Here is a 15,479-nt window from a genome sequence, read left to right on the forward strand (position 1 = left end):
ATGGCGCCCGCTGCTTTGCTCGCGCGCGCGCAAGCGCAAGCACCGTGTGGTCGCGCCGTACGAGCGACGCTGGCCGATTCGCGCGTCGACGTTGCCGATGTCTCTCACGCCACGGCCCGCGCCGCCCATCTCGCGCCGACGCTTTCCGACACACAGTTGGCACGTTATGCCATCACCGCACTGATCGCCGAAGCCCAACTCACGCCCAAGCCCGCGCTGGTCGACCGGCGCGGCAGCGGCGCGCATCGCGACCTCGATCTCGACACCATGCTGCGCTCGGCGCACGCGCTCGAGCCGACCTTCGCGATGCTTGCCCGCGCGGCGCGCCGCCGCGGCGAACCGTCCGCGTTGCTGCGCACTGAACTCGCGCAGATCGGCCGCGCCGGCGAACAGGACATGTTGCGAGCAACAAGCGGCAGCAACGCGCATCGCGGCGCGATCTGGATCGTCGGCCTGCTGGTCGCGGGGGCGTCGCTGCCCATCGGTGCCATGCGTCCGAACGCGTCGCAGATCAGCACGCTTGCCGCGCAGATCGCCTGCTTCCCGGATCGCTTCGCCGCGCCGTCCGACAGTCACGGTGAACGCGCGCGTCAACGCTACCAGGTCGGCGGAGCGCGCCGCGAAGCGCAAGACGGCTTCCCGCATGTCGTCGATGTGGGTCTGCCCGCGTTGCTCGCCGCGCGCGAGCGAGGCATCGACGAAAACGCCGCGCGCGTCGACGCCCTGCTCTCGATCATGGCAACGCTGGACGACACCTGCCTGCTGCATCGCGCGGGCTTGCCCGGTTTGCACGCCGGGCAACACGGCGCGCAACGCGTGCTGGACGCGGGCGGCAGTTCGACGCCCGCGGGCCTTGAAGCGCTCGCCGCGCTCGAACACAACTTGCTATCGCTCAACGCATCGCCCGGCGGCGCAGCCGATCTGCTCGCCGCCACCCTCTTTCTCGACATGCTGGCGCATCACGACGCCGACAGGAGCTCCGACTCATGGAAAATCTGACCTTCGACTATCCGGCGAAACGCGCCGTCACGACCCGCGCGCATGTCGGCGTGGTGGGCTCCGGCGATCTGGAAGTGCTGCTCTCGCCCGCCGATCCGGCTAGCGCGCTGACGGCGCACGTCGTCGTGCGCACCAGCGTCGACGGCTACAGCCACATCTGGAAGAGCGTGTTCGACCGCTTTTTCACCCGCTACGACGGCGCCGCGCAAATCGAAATCAACGACTTCGGCGCGACGCCCGGCGTGGTCGCGCTGCGGCTCGCGGAGGCCGTCGAAGCCGCCGAACAGGGAGACGACGCATGAATACGGCTGCGACCGCTCATCCCGCGCCGATGCTGCGCGAGAGTTTCATCGAACTGCCGGCGCGCGAGCGCGCTCGCTCGCTGCTGGATGCGGGCACTTTCCGCGAACTGCTCGGCCCGTTCGACAAGATCGAATCGCCGTGGCTGCCGTTGCAAGGCGTCGTCTGCCAGGCGGATGACGGCTGCGTGATCGCGCGCGGCACCATCGACGGCGAACCCGCCGTGGTCGCCGCGATCGAGTCCGCGTTCCAGGGCGGCAGCATCGGCGAAGTGTCGGGCAGCAAGATCGCCGCGGCGCTCGAACTGGCCTTGCGCGACTGCGAACGCGGCAAGATCGTGCGGCCGGTCGTGCTGATCGAAACCGGCGGCGTGCGGCTTCAGGAAGCCAATCTCGGCCTCGCGGTGATCGCGGAGATTCAGGCCGCGATCGTCGCATTGCGGCGGCATGTGCCGGTGGTCGGCGTGATCGCGGGTATGGTGGGCTGTTTTGGCGGCATGTCGCTGGCGGCTGCGTTGTGTTCGTACCTGGTCGTCACGAAGCAAGGGCGGCTCGGCATGAACGGCCCCGAAGTGATCGAACAGGAAGCCGGCATCGACGAGCTCGATGCAAGCGATCGCCGCCGCGTGTGGCAACTGATCGGCGGCGAACAGCGGGCGGCTACCGCGCTCGCCGATCAACTGGTCGACGACGACGCCGACGCGGTGCGCACCGCCGTGCGTTCCGCCTTCGAGCAAGGCGTGCCCGCCGCGCATCGCAGCGAACAGGTCGACGTTTTCCTGAACCGGCTCGCGCAGATCGATCCCGCCAGCGTCACACCGGAATCCATGCGTGACGTGTTCAACCGTCACGCGCAAACCGAATCACGCAAGGAGCAAGGATGAGCGACGCACAACCTAGCCGCGGCGCGCGCTGGTTCCAGGCGCTGGCAGGCGAATCGATCAGCCAGGCACCCGTGTTGAGCGGCGACGCAGCGCTCGGCGGCGAGACCGCGCATTTCTTCTCGGTCGTGCCCGATCCCGCCAACCGCTTTCCGCGCGCGACGGATAACGTGGTCGGCCTCGAACAGGGCTGGCGGCTCGCGCGCGCCGTGCGCGATGCCGTTGCGCGGGATGAAGCGAGCGGCACGCGCCGCCCGATCGTCGCGATCGTCGACGTGAAAAGCCAGGCGTACGGCTATCGCGAGGAGATGCTCGGTATTCACCTCGCCTGCGCCGCGGCCGTCGACGCCTACGCCGCCGCGCGCGACGCGGGCCATCCGGTGATCGCGCTGATCGTTGGACCGGCGATGTCGGGCGCCTTCCTCGCGCACGGCTATCAGGGCAACCGCATCGTCGCGCTCGACGCGCCCGGCACCATGGTTCACGCGATGGGCAAGGAAGCCGCCGCGCGCGTCACGCGCCGCACGGTCGAAGCGCTCGACGCACTCGGCGAAACCATCGTGCCGATGTCTTATTCGATGACTTCTTTCGCCAAACTCGGCCTGCTCGACCGGTTGATCGACGGCGTCGATGCCGACGCGCCGGACGCCGCGCAGATCGAGCGCGTGCGGCAGGTGTTGGCCGAGCAGATTCGCAGCGTGCGCGACGATGGTCGCCGCAATCTCGCGCATCGGCTGGAATCGGCGGCGGCGCAGAAGAATCGCGCGGCGTCGATCGAAGTGCGCCGGCGTCTCGCCGAACAATGGGATGCCGTGTGATGCAAGTGTGTGCCGCGCCGCCGTTTGCAATCGAACACGCATTGTCGTGCGACGCGCGATGGCGGCCGCATGATTTGCTGCGTCTGCAACGCTTGCAAGCATTCGATGGTGAACCGGCGTGGGTGCGCGAGGCTTTTCAGCGCGCGCCGTATGCGGTCGTACGACGCGCGCGGGCGGCCAACGGGTACGTCGCGATCGGTATGCGCGGTGCCGGGCGGTCGGAGCGCTATGGCACGTGGGCAGCGTCGGCGGATGTGGTGAGCGCCGTGTCGCCGGAAGCGCTCGCTTTTTCATGCACGCCACTCGCCGGGCGCAACGCACTGCCCGCTTTCGCCGCGCTCGCCGCGTTGCAGGAGGACGCGACGGGTCCGTTGAGTGCATTCGTCTGGGGACCAACCGGTAGTGCCGGTTTCGAACTTGCGACACACGTACCGACGGTGACGGCATCGAGCGATCTCGACCTGCTCATCCGCACCCACGACAAACCGCTCGCGCAAGTTCGAGCCGTTGAATTGCTGCGGCATCTGCAAGCGCTGGCGGAGCGCATCGGCGTGCGCGTGGACGCGCAGCTCGATACGCCCGCCGGCGGCGTGGCGCTAGCCGAGTGGGCAGCGGGCAAACCGCGCGTGCTGGCACGCCACGAGCGTGGCCCGCAACTGATCGAGAATCCCTGGGCCGCCACGTCTCACGGCGGCGACGCCTGATGCTCGCGCTGCTTTTCCCCGGCCAGGGCGCGCAGACGGATGGCTTCCTGCATCGTCTGCCGGAGCATCATGCAGTGCGCGACACGCTCGCGGAAGCGTCGCAGGTGCTCGGCGTCGATGTGCTCACACTGGACACGCCCGACGCCTTGCGCTCGACCGTCGCGGTGCAGATCGGCTTGACGGTCGCGGGCGTGGCGCTCACGCGCGCGCTGGCTGCCGAACGGTTCGTGCCGGAGATCAGCGCGGGCTTATCGGTCGGCGCATATCCGGCGGCAGTGAGCTGCGGCGCGATTCACTTCGAAGACGCGCTGAAAATGGTTCGCCGCCGGGCCGAATTGATGGAGACTGCGTACCCATCCGGCTACGGTCTCGCCGCGATATCGGGTTTGACCGAGTATCAAGTGGAAACCCTCGCTGCGCGGCATGCCGAAGAAGAACAGCAGCATGTCTATATCGGCAATGTGAACGCGCCGCGCCAGATTGTCATAGCGGGCCCGAATGACGCACTGGACGCCTTCATCAAACGCGCGCTCGCAGCGGGCGCGCGCAAGGCCACTCGCCTCGCGGTGAGTGTGCCGTCGCATTGCGAATTGCTCGCGCAAGCCACGGACGAACTGGTCGCCTACGCGAAGGACGTGCCCTTTCACGCGCCGCAAAGCATCTATGTCGGCAATCGCGGTGGCCGTCCGTTGTATACGGCGGACGCGATCCGCAACGACCTCGCGACCAATATCCGCTACACCGTGCGCTGGTTCGACGCGCTTACGGTCATGCAGGAAATGGGCGCACATGTGCTGATCGAAACGCCACCGGGCCAGGTCTTGACCGACATCGCGCACGAGTACTTTCCTGAAACCGCCGCGCTCGCAACCAGCACCTTCTCGTTCGATCGACTCGTGGCCACCGCGCGACGGCGTCTGGACGCCGGCTAAACACGCCGCGCGGTGTTCGTCAGCATGCCTCAGCGTTTCTCGATCAACTGCCGCCCCATCGCCTTCGCATACTGATCGCACGCGTTACGCGCGACACGCGATGCCGCCAGCACGCCGACATCGGCGTCGTCACGGTAATACATCGCGACATCGATCGGCGGCGGCAGCGGACGCACCTGCAATTGCCCCAGTTCGCCGTTGCTCAGATAAGGCTCGACGAATAGCGCGGGCACCGCCGCAATCCCATAGCCGTCGCGCAGCAGTTTCACGATCACCGCGACCGACGGCATGCAGGTCACCTGAGTCTGCGCGAGCGGCACACCGGCTCGCTTTGCGAGCGCCTGCACGATCGCATCGACGGCGACTTGCGGCGCGGTGCCACGGCCGAACGTCAGCACGGGTTTGCTCAACATCGTTTGCACATGTTTCGCGCGGCTGGCGGGAATCAGATCGCTGCGCGCGATCCAGCGCACGGGATAGCTCGCCAATAAGGTCGACACGATCGACGCCTCATGCTCCCCGGTTTCTTCCACCTGAATCACCAGATCCAGTTCGCCCGCGCGCAAACGCGGCCCGAGTATCGCGCTCGAATCGACGGTGAGATCCACGACGATGCGGTTGTATTCGAGGTTCAGCATGCGGATGTAGTCCGGCAGCCAGCTATGCACCACCGTCTCGATCACGCCGAGGCGCAAGCGCGTCGCCACTTGCGTCTCGTCCTGCGCGGCCAGTTGCAGCGAGCGCGTGGCCTGCACCACCGAGCGCGCATGCGCGAGCAGACGCTCGCCATTCGCGGTGAGCTGAAATTCCGCGGCATCGCGCTCGATCAACTCGACGCCCAACTCCGCTTCGAGCGTTTTGATGCGCAGCGAAATCGCCGCGGGCGTCGCGTGCATGGCGGTGGCGGTCGCGCGAAAACTGCCCAGACGGGCAAGCGTCAGAAACGTTTCGACAAAGCGGGTATTCATTGCAGGTTCTCTCAACAGCGGCGGGATGGACGCGATCATCGCCGCAAACCGGCTGCGGCGCTGTTAAGTTTAATTTAACGAAACGCAATAAAAACTCGCTGGATGGATATTTTTGACGTTACTAATCTGGGTTGCATCACAGAGCTTTTCAGCCAACGCGATCTACCTGGAGTCGAGCAGTCCATGTCCTACACGCCGTCCGAGTTTCGTCAGCAGATACGCAGCCGCCGCCTGTCCGGCCCCACTGCGGGCTATTGCGGCGACTATGCGCAAGCCAACCTCGCCATCCTGCCCAAACAACACGCCGACGATTTCCTGCGCTTCTGCACGCTCAATCCGAAAGCCTGTCCGCTGCTGGCCATCGGCGAACCAGGCGATTGGCGCGTGCCCGCGCTCGGCGCCGATCTCGACATCCGCAACGACGTGCCGGCGTTTTATGTGTACCGGCATGGCGAGCGCGCCGAGGAAGTGCGCAGTCTCGACGAATTGTGGCGCGACGATCTGGTGGTGTTCGCGATCGGCTGCTCGTTTTCCTTCGAAGAAATGCTGCGCCGTGAAGGCATCGCGCTGCGGCATATCGAACAGCAGGTCAATGTGCCGATGTATCGCACACACGAGCGCAATGTGGCGGCCGGCGTATTCGGCGGCAACCGCGTCGTCTCGATGCGGCCGATGAAAGCCGCCGACGCCATCCGCGCGATCCAGATCACCAGCCGCTTTCCCGCCGTGCACGGTGCGCCGGTTCATATCGGCGATCCGTCGCTGATCGGCATTCGCGATCTGGCGCGTCCCGATTTCGGCGACGCCGTCGAAGTGCGCGGCGACGAGTTGCCCGTGTTCTGGGCTTGCGGCGTCACACCGCAAGCCGCCATCGAAAGCGCGCGTCTGCCGTTCGCGATTGCGCACAAGCCGGGACACATGCTCGTCACCGACATTCCCAACACCACGCTGGCGGTGCTGTAGCCGCGGCGTTTGCCCCCATCACCAGCCGCGCGACGAAACGCGGCCAACGACGACCGGAGTGCAAGCATGGAAACCGAAGCGCAGTTGACCGCCGACACCGGGCATTACGACCCGGCCGGATCAGGAAAAGGCCCGTTCGCATGGTATCGGCAGATCTCCGCCAGTGAGAAGCGCGCCTTCTGGAGTTGCAAGATCGGCTACGTGCTCGACGCCATGGACACGCAGTTCCTGAGCTTCGTGATTCCGACGCTCATCGCGACGTGGGGCATCACGCGCGGCGACGCCGGTCTGATCGGCACGGTCACGCTCCTGAGTTCTGCGCTCGGCGGCTGGGCTGCCGGCGTGCTGTCGGATCGCATCGGCCGGGTCAAGACACTGCAGATCACGATTCTCTGGTTCGCGGTCTTCACGCTGGCTTGCGCGCTGGCGCAGAATTTCTCGCAACTGCTGTGGGCGCGCGGGCTGATGGGACTCGGCTTCGGCGGCGAGTGGACGGCCGGTGCGGTGCTGATCGGCGAAGTCATCCGAGCGCGCGATCGCGGCAAGGCGGTGGGACTCGTGCAGGCGGGCTGGGCGATCGGCTGGGGTATCTCGACGTTGCTCTTCATGGCCGTGTTCTCGCTGGTGCCGGCCGATTACGCGTGGCGCGTGCTGTTTGCGATCGGCATTGCGCCGGCGCCGTTCGTGATCTGGATCCGCCGCTTCGTCGACGAACCCGAAGTGCATCGGCAGCAGAAAGCGGCGCAGGCCGCCACGCAAACGCGCACCTCGCTGCTCGATATTTTCCGTGGCGAGATTCTGTGGACGACGCTGCGAGCGTCCGTGCTGGCAACCGGCGTGCAAGGCGGCTACTACGCGGTGACCACCTGGCTGCCGACGTATCTGAAGACCGAACGGCATCTGAGCGTGATCGGCACCGGCAGCTATCTGGGCGTGGTGATCGTCGGCTCGTATTGCGGCTATTTGACGGGCGCTTACGTCAGCGACAGGATCGGCCGCAAGCGCGCCTTCATCGCGTTCGCACTGGCGTCGTGCGCGATTGCGCTGGTCTACACGCAACTGCCGCTCGACAATCTCTCGATGCTCGTGCTCGGTTTCCCGCTCGGCTTCTGCGCGTCCGGCATTTTCTCGGGCATGGGCGCGTTCCTCACCGAACTGTTCCCCACGCGGATTCGCGGCTCCGGTCAGGGCTTCTGCTACAACTTCGGGCGGGCGGTCGGCGCGACGTTTCCGTTCCTGATCGGCTACGTCTCGCAGACGATGACGCTCGGCCACGCGATCGGCGTGTTCGCAGCGGCGGCGTATGGTGTCGTGATCCTCGCCGCGTTGACGTTGCCTGAAACCAGAGGACGGCAACTCAGCGCGTGAGCCGCCACAGCGCGCATGTTCAAGCCTGCTCAGGCGCGCGTCCGATCACATGCGAATCCGACGCCGCCGATCCGTCCGCATGCCCGCGTTCCCGTCCCGCGGTCACGACCGCGCCGGTGCCGCCCGGACGCCCCACTGATTTGGCGTGACGCTCGATCAGCCGTTGCAACAGGCAGAACGCGCACAGCAAGGCGCCGATCACAATGCGGGTCCACCACGAACTGAGCGTGCCGTCGAACGTGATCAGCGCCTGGATCGTGCCGAGAATACCGACGCCGAACAGCGAGCCGATCACATAGCCGACGCCGCCCGTCAGCAGCGTGCCGCCGATCACGGTCGCGGCGATCGCATCGAGCTCCATGCCCTGCCCTTGCAAACCGTAGCCCGACAACACATAGAACGTGAAGACCGCACCGCCGAGCGCCGAGCAGAAGCCGCTCAGTGCATACACGCCGATGCGTGTGTGCGCGACCGGCAAGCCCATCAGCAAAGCCGAGCGCGCGTTGCCGCCGATCGCGTAGACGTTGCGGCCGAAACGCGTGAAGTGCGCCACATAGATCGCCGCCAGCAGCGTGACGAACGCGATCAGCACATTCGCCGTCACCGAGCCGACGCCGATGTCGAGACGAAACGCCGAAATCTTCTGGAACGTCGGATCGGTGATGGTGATCGACTGCGTCGTGATCAGAAAGCACAAGCCGCGCGCGAAGAACATGCCGGCCAGCGTGACGATAAACGCCTGCAAGCGGAAGAAGTGAATCAACGCGCCCTGCACCGCGCCGAACACGGTGCCCATCAGCAGCACGATCGGCAGGATCACCCAGACCGGCCAATGCAGATGTTCCGACAGCACCGCCTCGACGATGGTCGTCAGCGCGACGACCGACCCCACCGACAGGTCGATGCCGCCGGACACGATCACGAACGTCATGCCGATCGCCACGATCAGCAAGAACGCGTTATCGACCAGCAGATCGAGGAGCACTTGCCACGAGAAGAAACCGGTGTACATCACCGAGCCGAATCCGAACAGCGCGCAGAACAGCAGGATCGTGACGGCAATCGGCAGCGTGCGCGGATCGACGATATGAGCCCAGGCTTCGAGGATGCGTCTCATCGCGCCACCCTCCGTTGCGTGACAAGCGATAGACCGAGCGCACGCGCCGACGGCGACTGGATCACGCTCACCGCAAGCACCACGGCCGCCTTGACGACGAGCGTGGCTTCCGGCGGCACGCCGATCGAATACGTGGTGTAGGTCAGCGTCTGAATGATCAGCGCGCCCAGCACCGTGCCCGCGAGACTGAAGCGGCCGCCGAGCAGCGACGTGCCGCCGAGTGTCACCGCGAGGATCGCGTCGAGTTCGAGCAGCAGGCCGGCGTTGTTGCCGTCGGCGCTGCGCACGTTCGAGCTGATGAGAATGCCCGCCATCGCCGCGGTCAGTCCCGAGAAGCCGTACACCGCGAAGACGAGCGCTTTGGATCGCAAGCCGACCAGACGCGTGGCGACCGGATTGACGCCGATCGCGCGAATGAACAGGCCGAGCGCCGTGCCTTCGACGAGCGCGGCGGTGGCCAGCACCGCCACCGTGGCGATCCACACCGAGCACGGCACGCCGAGCCAGTAGCCACCGCCCACGAACAGATAGCCCGGCGCGCCGATCGGAATGATCTGCCCTGCCGTCAGCAATTGCGCGATGCCGCGCCCGGCGACCATCAGGATCAAGGTGGCGATGATCGGCTGCATGCCGACGAAGGACACCAGCAAACCGTTCCACATGCCGCTCAGCACGCCGACGATCAACGCCGCGATCAGCGCCTGTGCGATCAGTCCGCTCGATGCTTCTGGCTGCGTCGCCAGTATCGTGGCGGCGGCCGCGCCCGCGATCGCCACCACGGCGCCCACCGAAATGTCGATGCCGCGCGTCGCGATCACGAGTGTCATGCCGGTGGCGACAAGCACCAGCGGTGCAGCGCGATTCAGCACATCGATCGGCGCGCCGAACAGATGGCCGTCGAGCATGCGCAGCGACAGAAAATGCGGATTGACCCACAGGTTCAGCCCGCATAACAACACCAACGTGACGCATGGCCAGATCAACGGCCGCTCGGCGCCGTCGCGCACGAACCAGTTCGATAGCTTCATTCGCCGCTCCCCGCGATGAGTCGATAGATGTTGTCCTCGTTCGACGCTTTACCGGCCACTTCGGCGATCTTGCGACGGTCGCGCAACACCGCCACGCGATGGCTCACGCGCAGCACCTCGCTGATCTCCGACGAAATGAACAGGATGCTCAAGCCGCTCGCGCACAGCGCCAGCAGACGATCCATGATGTCGAACTTGGCCGCGACGTCGATGCCGCGTGTCGGCTCGTCGAGGATCAGCAGCTTGGGATCGGTGGCGAGCCAGCGCGCCAGCAGCGCTTTCTGCTGATTGCCGCCGGACAGCAGGCCGATCGGCTGTTCCGCATCCGCGGCCTTGATGCCGAGCCGCTCGATCCATAGATCAGCCAGTTCGCGCGCGCGTTGCCGGTTGATCTTGCGCCACCAGCCACGCCGCGCCTGCAACGCCAGCAGGATGTTCTCGCGGATCGACAGTTCGGCGACGATGCCTTCTTTCTTGCGGTCTTCCGCGCAATAGCCTATGCCGTGGCGCACCGCATCGCGCGGCGAACGCAGCCGCACGGGGCGGCCTTCCACCAGAATGGTGCCGCTATCGGCGCGGTCGGCTCCGAACAACAGCCGCGCGGTTTCCGTGCGGCCCGAGCCGAGCAAACCGGCAAGGCCGAGGATCTGACCCGGCTGCACGTCGAGGTCGATCGGCTGCATGGTGCCGCGCCGTCCGACGCCGCGTAGTTCGATGAATGGCTGGACGGTCTGCGCGACTTGTTTTTCATGCGTGTCGTGTCCTTCCTGGGCGGCTTCACGCAAACGTGCGCTCATGCGCTCGTGGCCGACCATCTTCGATACCAGTTGATCGGCCGGCAGATCGCGCGCGAGATACTCGCCTTCGCGCTCGCCGTTGCGCATCACCGTAATGCGGTCGGAGATGGCATACGTCTGCTCGATGAAATGCGTGACGAACAGAATCGCAATGCCCGATTGCTTAAGATGCCGAAGTATTTTGAAGAGCTGGCTGACTTCGCCGTCGTCGAGGCTCGAGGTCGGCTCGTCGAGAATCAGCACACGCGCGTCGACGGAAAGCGCCCTCGCGATCGCCACCATCTGCTGCACGGCGATTGGATAGGCATCGAGCGAACGGGTGACGTCGAGCGTCACGTCGAGGCGCGCCAGCGCGGCTTGAGCCCGTCGCTTGATGTCGGGCCAGTCGATTGCGCCGAAGCGTCTCGGTTGCCGGCCCGCGAAAATGTTCTCCGCTACCGAGAGATTCGGGCACAGGTTCACTTCCTGATACAGCGTGCGCACGCCGGCCGCTTCGGCCTCCTGCGGCGAGGCGAACGCCACCACCTCGCCACCGAGGCGGATCGTGCCGGCGTCCGGCGCGACGACGCCGGTGAGCACGTTGATCAAAGTGGATTTGCCCGCGCCGTTCTGCCCCATCAGCGTATGAATCTCGCCGGGGAACAGGCGGAAATCGACCCGCTGCAGCGCCTTCACGCCCGGGAACGTCTTGCTGACGCCGGCGGTGGCGAGAATCGGTTCGACAGTGTTCGTGGTGCCGTCGGCATGGGTTGCCGCGGCGCCGGTGATTCCGGTGGCGGCTTGGGCGTTGCCGCTGCCGCCAGCCGGCGGATTCGGTTCGGAAGCGGGATGCGTCATAGGCCTCGCTCGATCGGCGGTGCGTGGTTCGGCGGCCTCCAGCAGCCTCCAGCCGGCATTGCGCGGAAAAGAGGCCGCCCGCTACCCAAGCAGACGGACGGCCAGGCACCACTGGAGAAACCTTTTTTCGTGTGTCGGTACTCGCTTCCCTGTCGCGCGCTGTTCCGTGCGTCTATGTCCGCTTATTACAGTCAGGAAGCCTTATCAATTACCGTCAATACTTGCGCGTCGGTAGTGTCTGCGCGGCGACGCTCATCGGGAAGACCGTCTCTTCCGTCAGGATACGCTTGGGCAGCGGCTTGCCGGCCACCACATCCTTCACCGCCGACATCAATTGCGGCCCGAGCAGCGGACTGCATTCCACATCGACGTTCATCTTGCCCGCGGCCATCGCCTGGAAGCCGCCCTTGGTCGCATCGAACGAAACGACGATGACGTCCTTGCCCGGATGCATGCCGGCCTCTTCCATCGCCTGGATGGCGCCGAGCGCCATATCGTCGTTATGCGCATAAACTACATTTATTTTATTTCCATATGTCTTTATAAACGCTTCCATGACCTGCTTGCCGCCGGCCAGCGTGAAGTCCCCACTTTGCGAGGCAATGATCTTGAATTTGGGATCGTTCTTGATCACTTCGAGAAGACCCGAGTGCCGGTCGTTGGCAGGCGCCGATCCGACCGTTCCCTGAAGTTCAGCGATGTTGACGGGGCCTTGGTCGTTTTTATAGTGATCCGCGAGCCAATGACCACCGCGCCGCCCTTCTTCCATGAAGTCCGAGCCGATCATCGTCACGTAGAGCGAGGTGTCTTTCACGTCGATGTTGCGGTCGGTGAGAATCACCGGAATCTTCGCGGCTTTAGCCTCGCGTAGCACCGGTTCCCAGCCCGACTCGACGACCGGCGAAAACGCAATCACGTCGACTTTCTGCGCGATGTAGGAGCGGATCGCCTTGATCTGGTTTTCCTGCTTCTGCTGCGCGTCGGAGAATTTGAGCTTGATCTTCGCCTCGGCCGCAGCGGACTTGACCGATTCGGTGTTGGCGGTTCGCCATGCGCTTTCCGCGCCGACTTGCGCGAAGCCCAGCGTGATCTGTTTGTCCTGCGCGTAAGCGCCCGGCGTGGTCAGCGTCAGCGCACCAAAGCCCGCGCAGAGTGCGAGCGCGCCCAACGCACGACATGCGGCGCGTCGTGTATTCGCCATGACTGTCTCCTGATCGTTGTTGTGTAGGCGACCCATCGAATCCGCCCAGCCGTTGCGGCCCTCACGGTGCGTGGATCGTGATGTAGCGTAGTGTCTAGGGCGTTAACCGTCCAATCATATGATTCGCGTCGGCGATATCAATTTTGGTATAGCGGGCGGTGGCGGTTGTGGCGTGGACGTGGGATGCGCTGTTGATGTGGGCGGAGTGCGTTGGTTGGCTCGGCGATGCGCTTGGCGCTTTTTTATGCGCTTACGTGCTCGGCTGCTTGTTCGGCTTGTTCGGCTTGTTCGGCTTGTTCGGCTTGTTCGGCTTGTTCGGCTTGTTCGGCTTGTTCGGCTTGTTCGGCTTGTTCGGCTTGTTCGGCTTGCTCGGGCTTGTCGGGCTTGTCGGGCTTGTCGGGCTTGTCGGGCTTGTCGGGCACGCTCGGCTATGCGGCGCCACCGCCGCCGCCCCACACGCGCCCCATCAGCGGACACTCGCGCGCGGCGTCACCCACCGAAACGTCAGATTGATCCGCTCACCCACCACGCGCGGCTCCTTCGGCACCCGATGCCGCCAATCCGCTTGCGTGTTGCCCTTCATCACCAGCAAGCTGCCGCCCTTCAGCGAAAAAGACTGCACGACGCCGGTCTTGTTATGCCGCAGATCGAACGTGCGTGCGACGCCCAGGCTCACCGAGGCGATCACCGGCTGTGCGCCGAGTTCGGGCTCGTGGTCCGCATGCCAACCCATGCTGTCGGTGCCGCTGCGGTAGCGGTTGATCAGCACGCTATTAAAATGCGCGTTGCAAATAGACTCCACGGCGGACTTCAGCTCGGCGACGGTCGGCGTCCACGCTTGTGGCACATTGCGAATACCCGAGTAGACATAGACGGCGTCAGGCTCGCCTTGCCAGGCGGTCAGCCGCGGCAGCGGCACGCGGCCGGCGGGCGTGCCCATCATGTCCTGACGCCATTCGACTTCGTCGATGAGTTGCGTCAAGGCCCGTGCCGCCACTTCAGACGGCAGCCAGTCGGGATACCAGTCGACGTCGGGCGCCGGCAGAGCATCGGAAAAATCCGCAAAGAGATCCGTCATGAGATTGACTGAGTACGATCGCGCGCTCAATGCGCGACCGGAAAGAACCTTGGCTATTATGGCGGCAACGACGGCGACGCTCCTACGCGCGGCTTGCGGTTTGATCCGGCGCCGTCCTTTCCAATTCACACACAACCTTCAAGGAACAATCAAATGATTCTTTCCGACCAGGCGCTCGATCAGCTTTTCCGCGAAGCGCGCACGCATAACGGCTGGCAGCAAAAACCTGTCGACGACGCCGTGCTCAAACAACTCATCGAACTCGTGCTGCTCGGCCCGACCTCGGCCAATTCCAGCCCGGGCCGCTTTGTCTTCGTCAAAACGCAGGAGGGCAAGGAGAAGCTGCGCCCGGCTTTGTCGCCAGGCAATCTGGAGAAGACGATGGCAGCGCCGGTCACGGCGATCGTCGGGATGGACATGGAGTTTTACGAGCACCTGCCGAAGCTGTTTCCGCACGCCGATGCGCGCAGCTGGTTTGCCGGTAACGACAAGGCGATCGCCGACACGGCATTTCGCAATTCGACGCTGCAAGGCGGCTACCTGATTCTCGCCGCCCGCGCGCTCGGCCTGGACACGGGTGCGATGTCGGGTTTCGACGCCGCCAAGGTCGACGAAGCGTTCTTTGCCGGCACGACCGTGAAGTCGAACTTCCTGATCAATCTGGGCTACGGCGACCCGTCGAAACTGTTCCCGCGCAGCCCGCGCTTCGCTTTCGACGAGGCCGCGCGGATCGTCTGATCCACGGCGCCCGATCTGCTGTTGAGAGCGGTCAACTCAAGATCGCCACGTAGAACACCACGGCGCCGATCAACGCGCCAATGAAGCAGAAGCCCTCTTCGGCGTCGTCGCCGTTTGACCGAACCCAGGCCCCGACGACGCCGAACAATCCCGCGATACCCAGAGCGACACTGAGCATCACGACATAGAACAGCGCGCTTTTGCCCAACTCGGAAAAATCGATGTTGCGCACGCCGAAGTACACGCCGATCGCCATCACCGAAATGACGACGAGCGGCAGCATGACATGGCTGCCCTCGTGTCCGACGTGATGCGCATGGTGCGCGTGGCGGAACGGGTTGCCTGATCTGAGCAGCTTCATGTGCGCCTCCTGCTTCGCCTTCCGGCGGCGACAAAACGAACCGCTAAGCGGACTGCGACGGCTTCATTGTGGCCCTCGCCCTGGCTTTAATACAAGCCGGTTCTATTTGAGAATAGTCCACGCTCGGGCACAATTCAAAGCCCATTTAATTCGACCGTATCAGCCAGCTGGACGGCCTGCATACAACAGCGTGGATTGCTGCAATGCAGTAACGTGCGAACACCTTCAGAGGTAGGCGGTCTGGCGTGCCGACATCGAATTTGGCGCCGCCGGCACGCGCTTGCACATCTCGGTAGAATGGATCGGCTCGTGGGGCCCCGGGTTTGGCGGGGCCCGCCGCCCCCCCCCGCGCGACCCCCGTGGGCGGGCCCTGCCGCCCGGGTAGTAGGT

Annotated in this window: 17 protein-coding genes; 9 read left to right on the forward strand and 8 right to left on the reverse strand. The window is 64.9% G+C overall.

Going from position 1 to position 15,479, the window contains the following annotated elements; all coding sequences use genetic code 11:
- From P0D80_RS19525 to mdcH, 6 genes are read left to right on the forward strand one after another with little or no spacing between them, the layout of a single operon-like run.
- Positions 1-999: a triphosphoribosyl-dephospho-CoA synthase gene (locus P0D80_RS19525; protein WP_408286104.1), complete on the forward strand. Its 999-nt coding sequence runs from the start codon at positions 1-3 to the stop codon at positions 997-999.
- Positions 987-1,301 carry a malonate decarboxylase subunit delta gene (locus P0D80_RS19530; RefSeq protein ID WP_132382761.1) on the forward strand — a complete coding sequence of 105 codons (315 nt, stop codon included), beginning with the start codon at positions 987-989 and terminating at the stop codon, positions 1,299-1,301. The genes P0D80_RS19525 and P0D80_RS19530 overlap by 13 nt, the downstream gene beginning before the upstream one ends.
- A complete protein-coding gene (locus P0D80_RS19535) occupies positions 1,298-2,182 on the forward strand; it encodes a biotin-independent malonate decarboxylase subunit beta (RefSeq protein ID WP_408286106.1) in 885 nt (294 codons plus the stop codon). Before P0D80_RS19530 ends, P0D80_RS19535 begins: the two co-directional genes overlap by 4 nt.
- Entirely contained in the window at positions 2,179-2,997 is an 819-nt protein-coding gene (mdcE, locus tag P0D80_RS19540) for a biotin-independent malonate decarboxylase subunit gamma (RefSeq protein ID WP_408286108.1), read from the forward strand. The genes P0D80_RS19535 and mdcE overlap by 4 nt, the downstream gene beginning before the upstream one ends.
- Positions 2,997-3,701: a malonate decarboxylase holo-ACP synthase gene (locus P0D80_RS19545; protein WP_408286110.1), complete on the forward strand. Its 705-nt coding sequence runs from the start codon at positions 2,997-2,999 to the stop codon at positions 3,699-3,701. The genes mdcE and P0D80_RS19545 overlap by 1 nt, the downstream gene beginning before the upstream one ends.
- The gene (mdcH, locus tag P0D80_RS19550) at positions 3,701-4,633 is read left to right on the forward strand and encodes a malonate decarboxylase subunit epsilon (protein WP_408286111.1); all 933 of its coding nucleotides are present in this window, start codon (positions 3,701-3,703) and stop codon (positions 4,631-4,633) included. The genes P0D80_RS19545 and mdcH overlap by 1 nt, the downstream gene beginning before the upstream one ends.
- Positions 4,634-4,662: 29 nt before the next feature.
- Here the strand turns inward: mdcH and P0D80_RS19555 are convergent, their stop codons facing one another.
- Positions 4,663-5,601: a LysR family transcriptional regulator gene (locus P0D80_RS19555; RefSeq protein ID WP_408286113.1), complete on the reverse strand. Its 939-nt coding sequence runs from the start codon at positions 5,599-5,601 to the stop codon at positions 4,663-4,665.
- A 183-nt stretch (positions 5,602-5,784) separates the two neighbouring features.
- Here P0D80_RS19555 and P0D80_RS19560 point away from each other — a divergent pair, with 183 nt between their 5' ends.
- The gene (locus P0D80_RS19560) at positions 5,785-6,564 is read left to right on the forward strand and encodes a putative hydro-lyase (RefSeq protein ID WP_408286116.1); all 780 of its coding nucleotides are present in this window, start codon (positions 5,785-5,787) and stop codon (positions 6,562-6,564) included.
- Positions 6,565-6,630: 66 nt separating this feature from the next.
- On the forward strand, positions 6,631-7,932 hold the full coding sequence (locus tag P0D80_RS19565; RefSeq protein WP_408286118.1) for an MFS transporter: 1,302 nt from the start codon (positions 6,631-6,633) through the stop codon (positions 7,930-7,932).
- Between the two features lie 19 nt (positions 7,933-7,951).
- On the opposite strand, the gene yjfF is transcribed toward P0D80_RS19565, so the two are convergent.
- The 6 genes from yjfF to P0D80_RS19595 all read right to left on the reverse strand — a co-directional run bounded on the left by yjfF (position 7,952) and on the right by P0D80_RS19595 (position 13,990).
- Complete coding sequence (gene yjfF, locus P0D80_RS19570; RefSeq protein WP_132382745.1) at positions 7,952-9,049, reverse strand: galactofuranose ABC transporter, permease protein YjfF; 1,098 nt, start codon at positions 9,047-9,049, stop codon at positions 7,952-7,954.
- Positions 9,046-10,077 (reverse strand): ABC transporter permease, encoded by a 1,032-nt coding sequence (locus P0D80_RS19575; protein WP_132382743.1) that lies wholly within the window; start codon positions 10,075-10,077, stop codon positions 9,046-9,048. The genes yjfF and P0D80_RS19575 overlap by 4 nt, the downstream gene beginning before the upstream one ends.
- The gene (locus P0D80_RS19580; protein ID WP_408286120.1) at positions 10,074-11,711 is read right to left on the reverse strand and encodes a sugar ABC transporter ATP-binding protein; all 1,638 of its coding nucleotides are present in this window, start codon (positions 11,709-11,711) and stop codon (positions 10,074-10,076) included. Before P0D80_RS19580 ends, P0D80_RS19575 begins: the two co-directional genes overlap by 4 nt.
- Before the next feature lie 214 nt (positions 11,712-11,925).
- Positions 11,926-12,912 carry an ABC transporter substrate-binding protein gene (locus P0D80_RS19585; protein ID WP_132382739.1) on the reverse strand — a complete coding sequence of 329 codons (987 nt, stop codon included), beginning with the start codon at positions 12,910-12,912 and terminating at the stop codon, positions 11,926-11,928.
- A 242-nt stretch (positions 12,913-13,154) separates the two neighbouring features.
- Positions 13,155-13,334, reverse strand: a complete 180-nt coding sequence (locus P0D80_RS19590) for a hypothetical protein (protein ID WP_408286122.1) — start codon at positions 13,332-13,334, stop codon at positions 13,155-13,157.
- Positions 13,335-13,378: 44 nt separating this feature from the next.
- Positions 13,379-13,990 carry an alpha-ketoglutarate-dependent dioxygenase AlkB family protein gene (locus P0D80_RS19595; RefSeq protein ID WP_408286124.1) on the reverse strand — a complete coding sequence of 204 codons (612 nt, stop codon included), beginning with the start codon at positions 13,988-13,990 and terminating at the stop codon, positions 13,379-13,381.
- Positions 13,991-14,143: 153 nt separating this feature from the next.
- On the opposite strand from P0D80_RS19595, the gene P0D80_RS19600 reads away from it, so the two are divergent.
- Positions 14,144-14,728 carry a malonic semialdehyde reductase gene (locus P0D80_RS19600; RefSeq protein WP_132382735.1) on the forward strand — a complete coding sequence of 195 codons (585 nt, stop codon included), beginning with the start codon at positions 14,144-14,146 and terminating at the stop codon, positions 14,726-14,728.
- A 31-nt stretch (positions 14,729-14,759) separates the two neighbouring features.
- On the opposite strand, the gene P0D80_RS19605 is transcribed toward P0D80_RS19600, so the two are convergent.
- Entirely contained in the window at positions 14,760-15,089 is a 330-nt protein-coding gene (locus P0D80_RS19605; protein ID WP_132382733.1) for a hypothetical protein, read from the reverse strand.
- Between the last annotated feature and the right edge of the window lie 390 nt (positions 15,090-15,479).

Origin of the sequence: Paraburkholderia sp. RL17-373-BIF-A, from assembly GCF_046030175.1 — a bacterium.
GTDB lineage: Bacteria > Pseudomonadota > Gammaproteobacteria > Burkholderiales > Burkholderiaceae > Paraburkholderia.

Excerpts from the sequence above, each read along its gene's own strand:
- P0D80_RS19525 (WP_408286104.1), top strand. The coding sequence starts at position 1 with ATGGCGCCCGCTGCTTTGCTCGCGCGCGCGCAAGCGCAAGCACCGTGT.
- P0D80_RS19530 (WP_132382761.1), top strand. The coding sequence starts at position 987 with ATGGAAAATCTGACCTTCGACTATCCGGCGAAACGCGCCGTCACGACC.
- P0D80_RS19535 (WP_408286106.1), top strand. The coding sequence starts at position 1,298 with ATGAATACGGCTGCGACCGCTCATCCCGCGCCGATGCTGCGCGAGAGT.
- mdcE (WP_408286108.1), top strand. The coding sequence starts at position 2,179 with ATGAGCGACGCACAACCTAGCCGCGGCGCGCGCTGGTTCCAGGCGCTG.
- P0D80_RS19545 (WP_408286110.1), top strand. The coding sequence starts at position 2,997 with ATGCAAGTGTGTGCCGCGCCGCCGTTTGCAATCGAACACGCATTGTCG.
- mdcH (WP_408286111.1), top strand. The coding sequence starts at position 3,701 with ATGCTCGCGCTGCTTTTCCCCGGCCAGGGCGCGCAGACGGATGGCTTC.
- P0D80_RS19555 (WP_408286113.1), bottom strand. The coding sequence starts at position 5,601 with ATGAATACCCGCTTTGTCGAAACGTTTCTGACGCTTGCCCGTCTGGGC.
- P0D80_RS19560 (WP_408286116.1), top strand. The coding sequence starts at position 5,785 with ATGTCCTACACGCCGTCCGAGTTTCGTCAGCAGATACGCAGCCGCCGC.
- P0D80_RS19565 (WP_408286118.1), top strand. The coding sequence starts at position 6,631 with ATGGAAACCGAAGCGCAGTTGACCGCCGACACCGGGCATTACGACCCG.
- yjfF (WP_132382745.1), bottom strand. The coding sequence starts at position 9,049 with ATGAGACGCATCCTCGAAGCCTGGGCTCATATCGTCGATCCGCGCACG.
- P0D80_RS19575 (WP_132382743.1), bottom strand. The coding sequence starts at position 10,077 with ATGAAGCTATCGAACTGGTTCGTGCGCGACGGCGCCGAGCGGCCGTTG.
- P0D80_RS19580 (WP_408286120.1), bottom strand. The coding sequence starts at position 11,711 with ATGACGCATCCCGCTTCCGAACCGAATCCGCCGGCTGGCGGCAGCGGC.
- P0D80_RS19585 (WP_132382739.1), bottom strand. The coding sequence starts at position 12,912 with ATGGCGAATACACGACGCGCCGCATGTCGTGCGTTGGGCGCGCTCGCA.
- P0D80_RS19595 (WP_408286124.1), bottom strand. The coding sequence starts at position 13,990 with ATGACGGATCTCTTTGCGGATTTTTCCGATGCTCTGCCGGCGCCCGAC.
- P0D80_RS19600 (WP_132382735.1), top strand. The coding sequence starts at position 14,144 with ATGATTCTTTCCGACCAGGCGCTCGATCAGCTTTTCCGCGAAGCGCGC.
- P0D80_RS19605 (WP_132382733.1), bottom strand. The coding sequence starts at position 15,089 with ATGAAGCTGCTCAGATCAGGCAACCCGTTCCGCCACGCGCACCATGCG.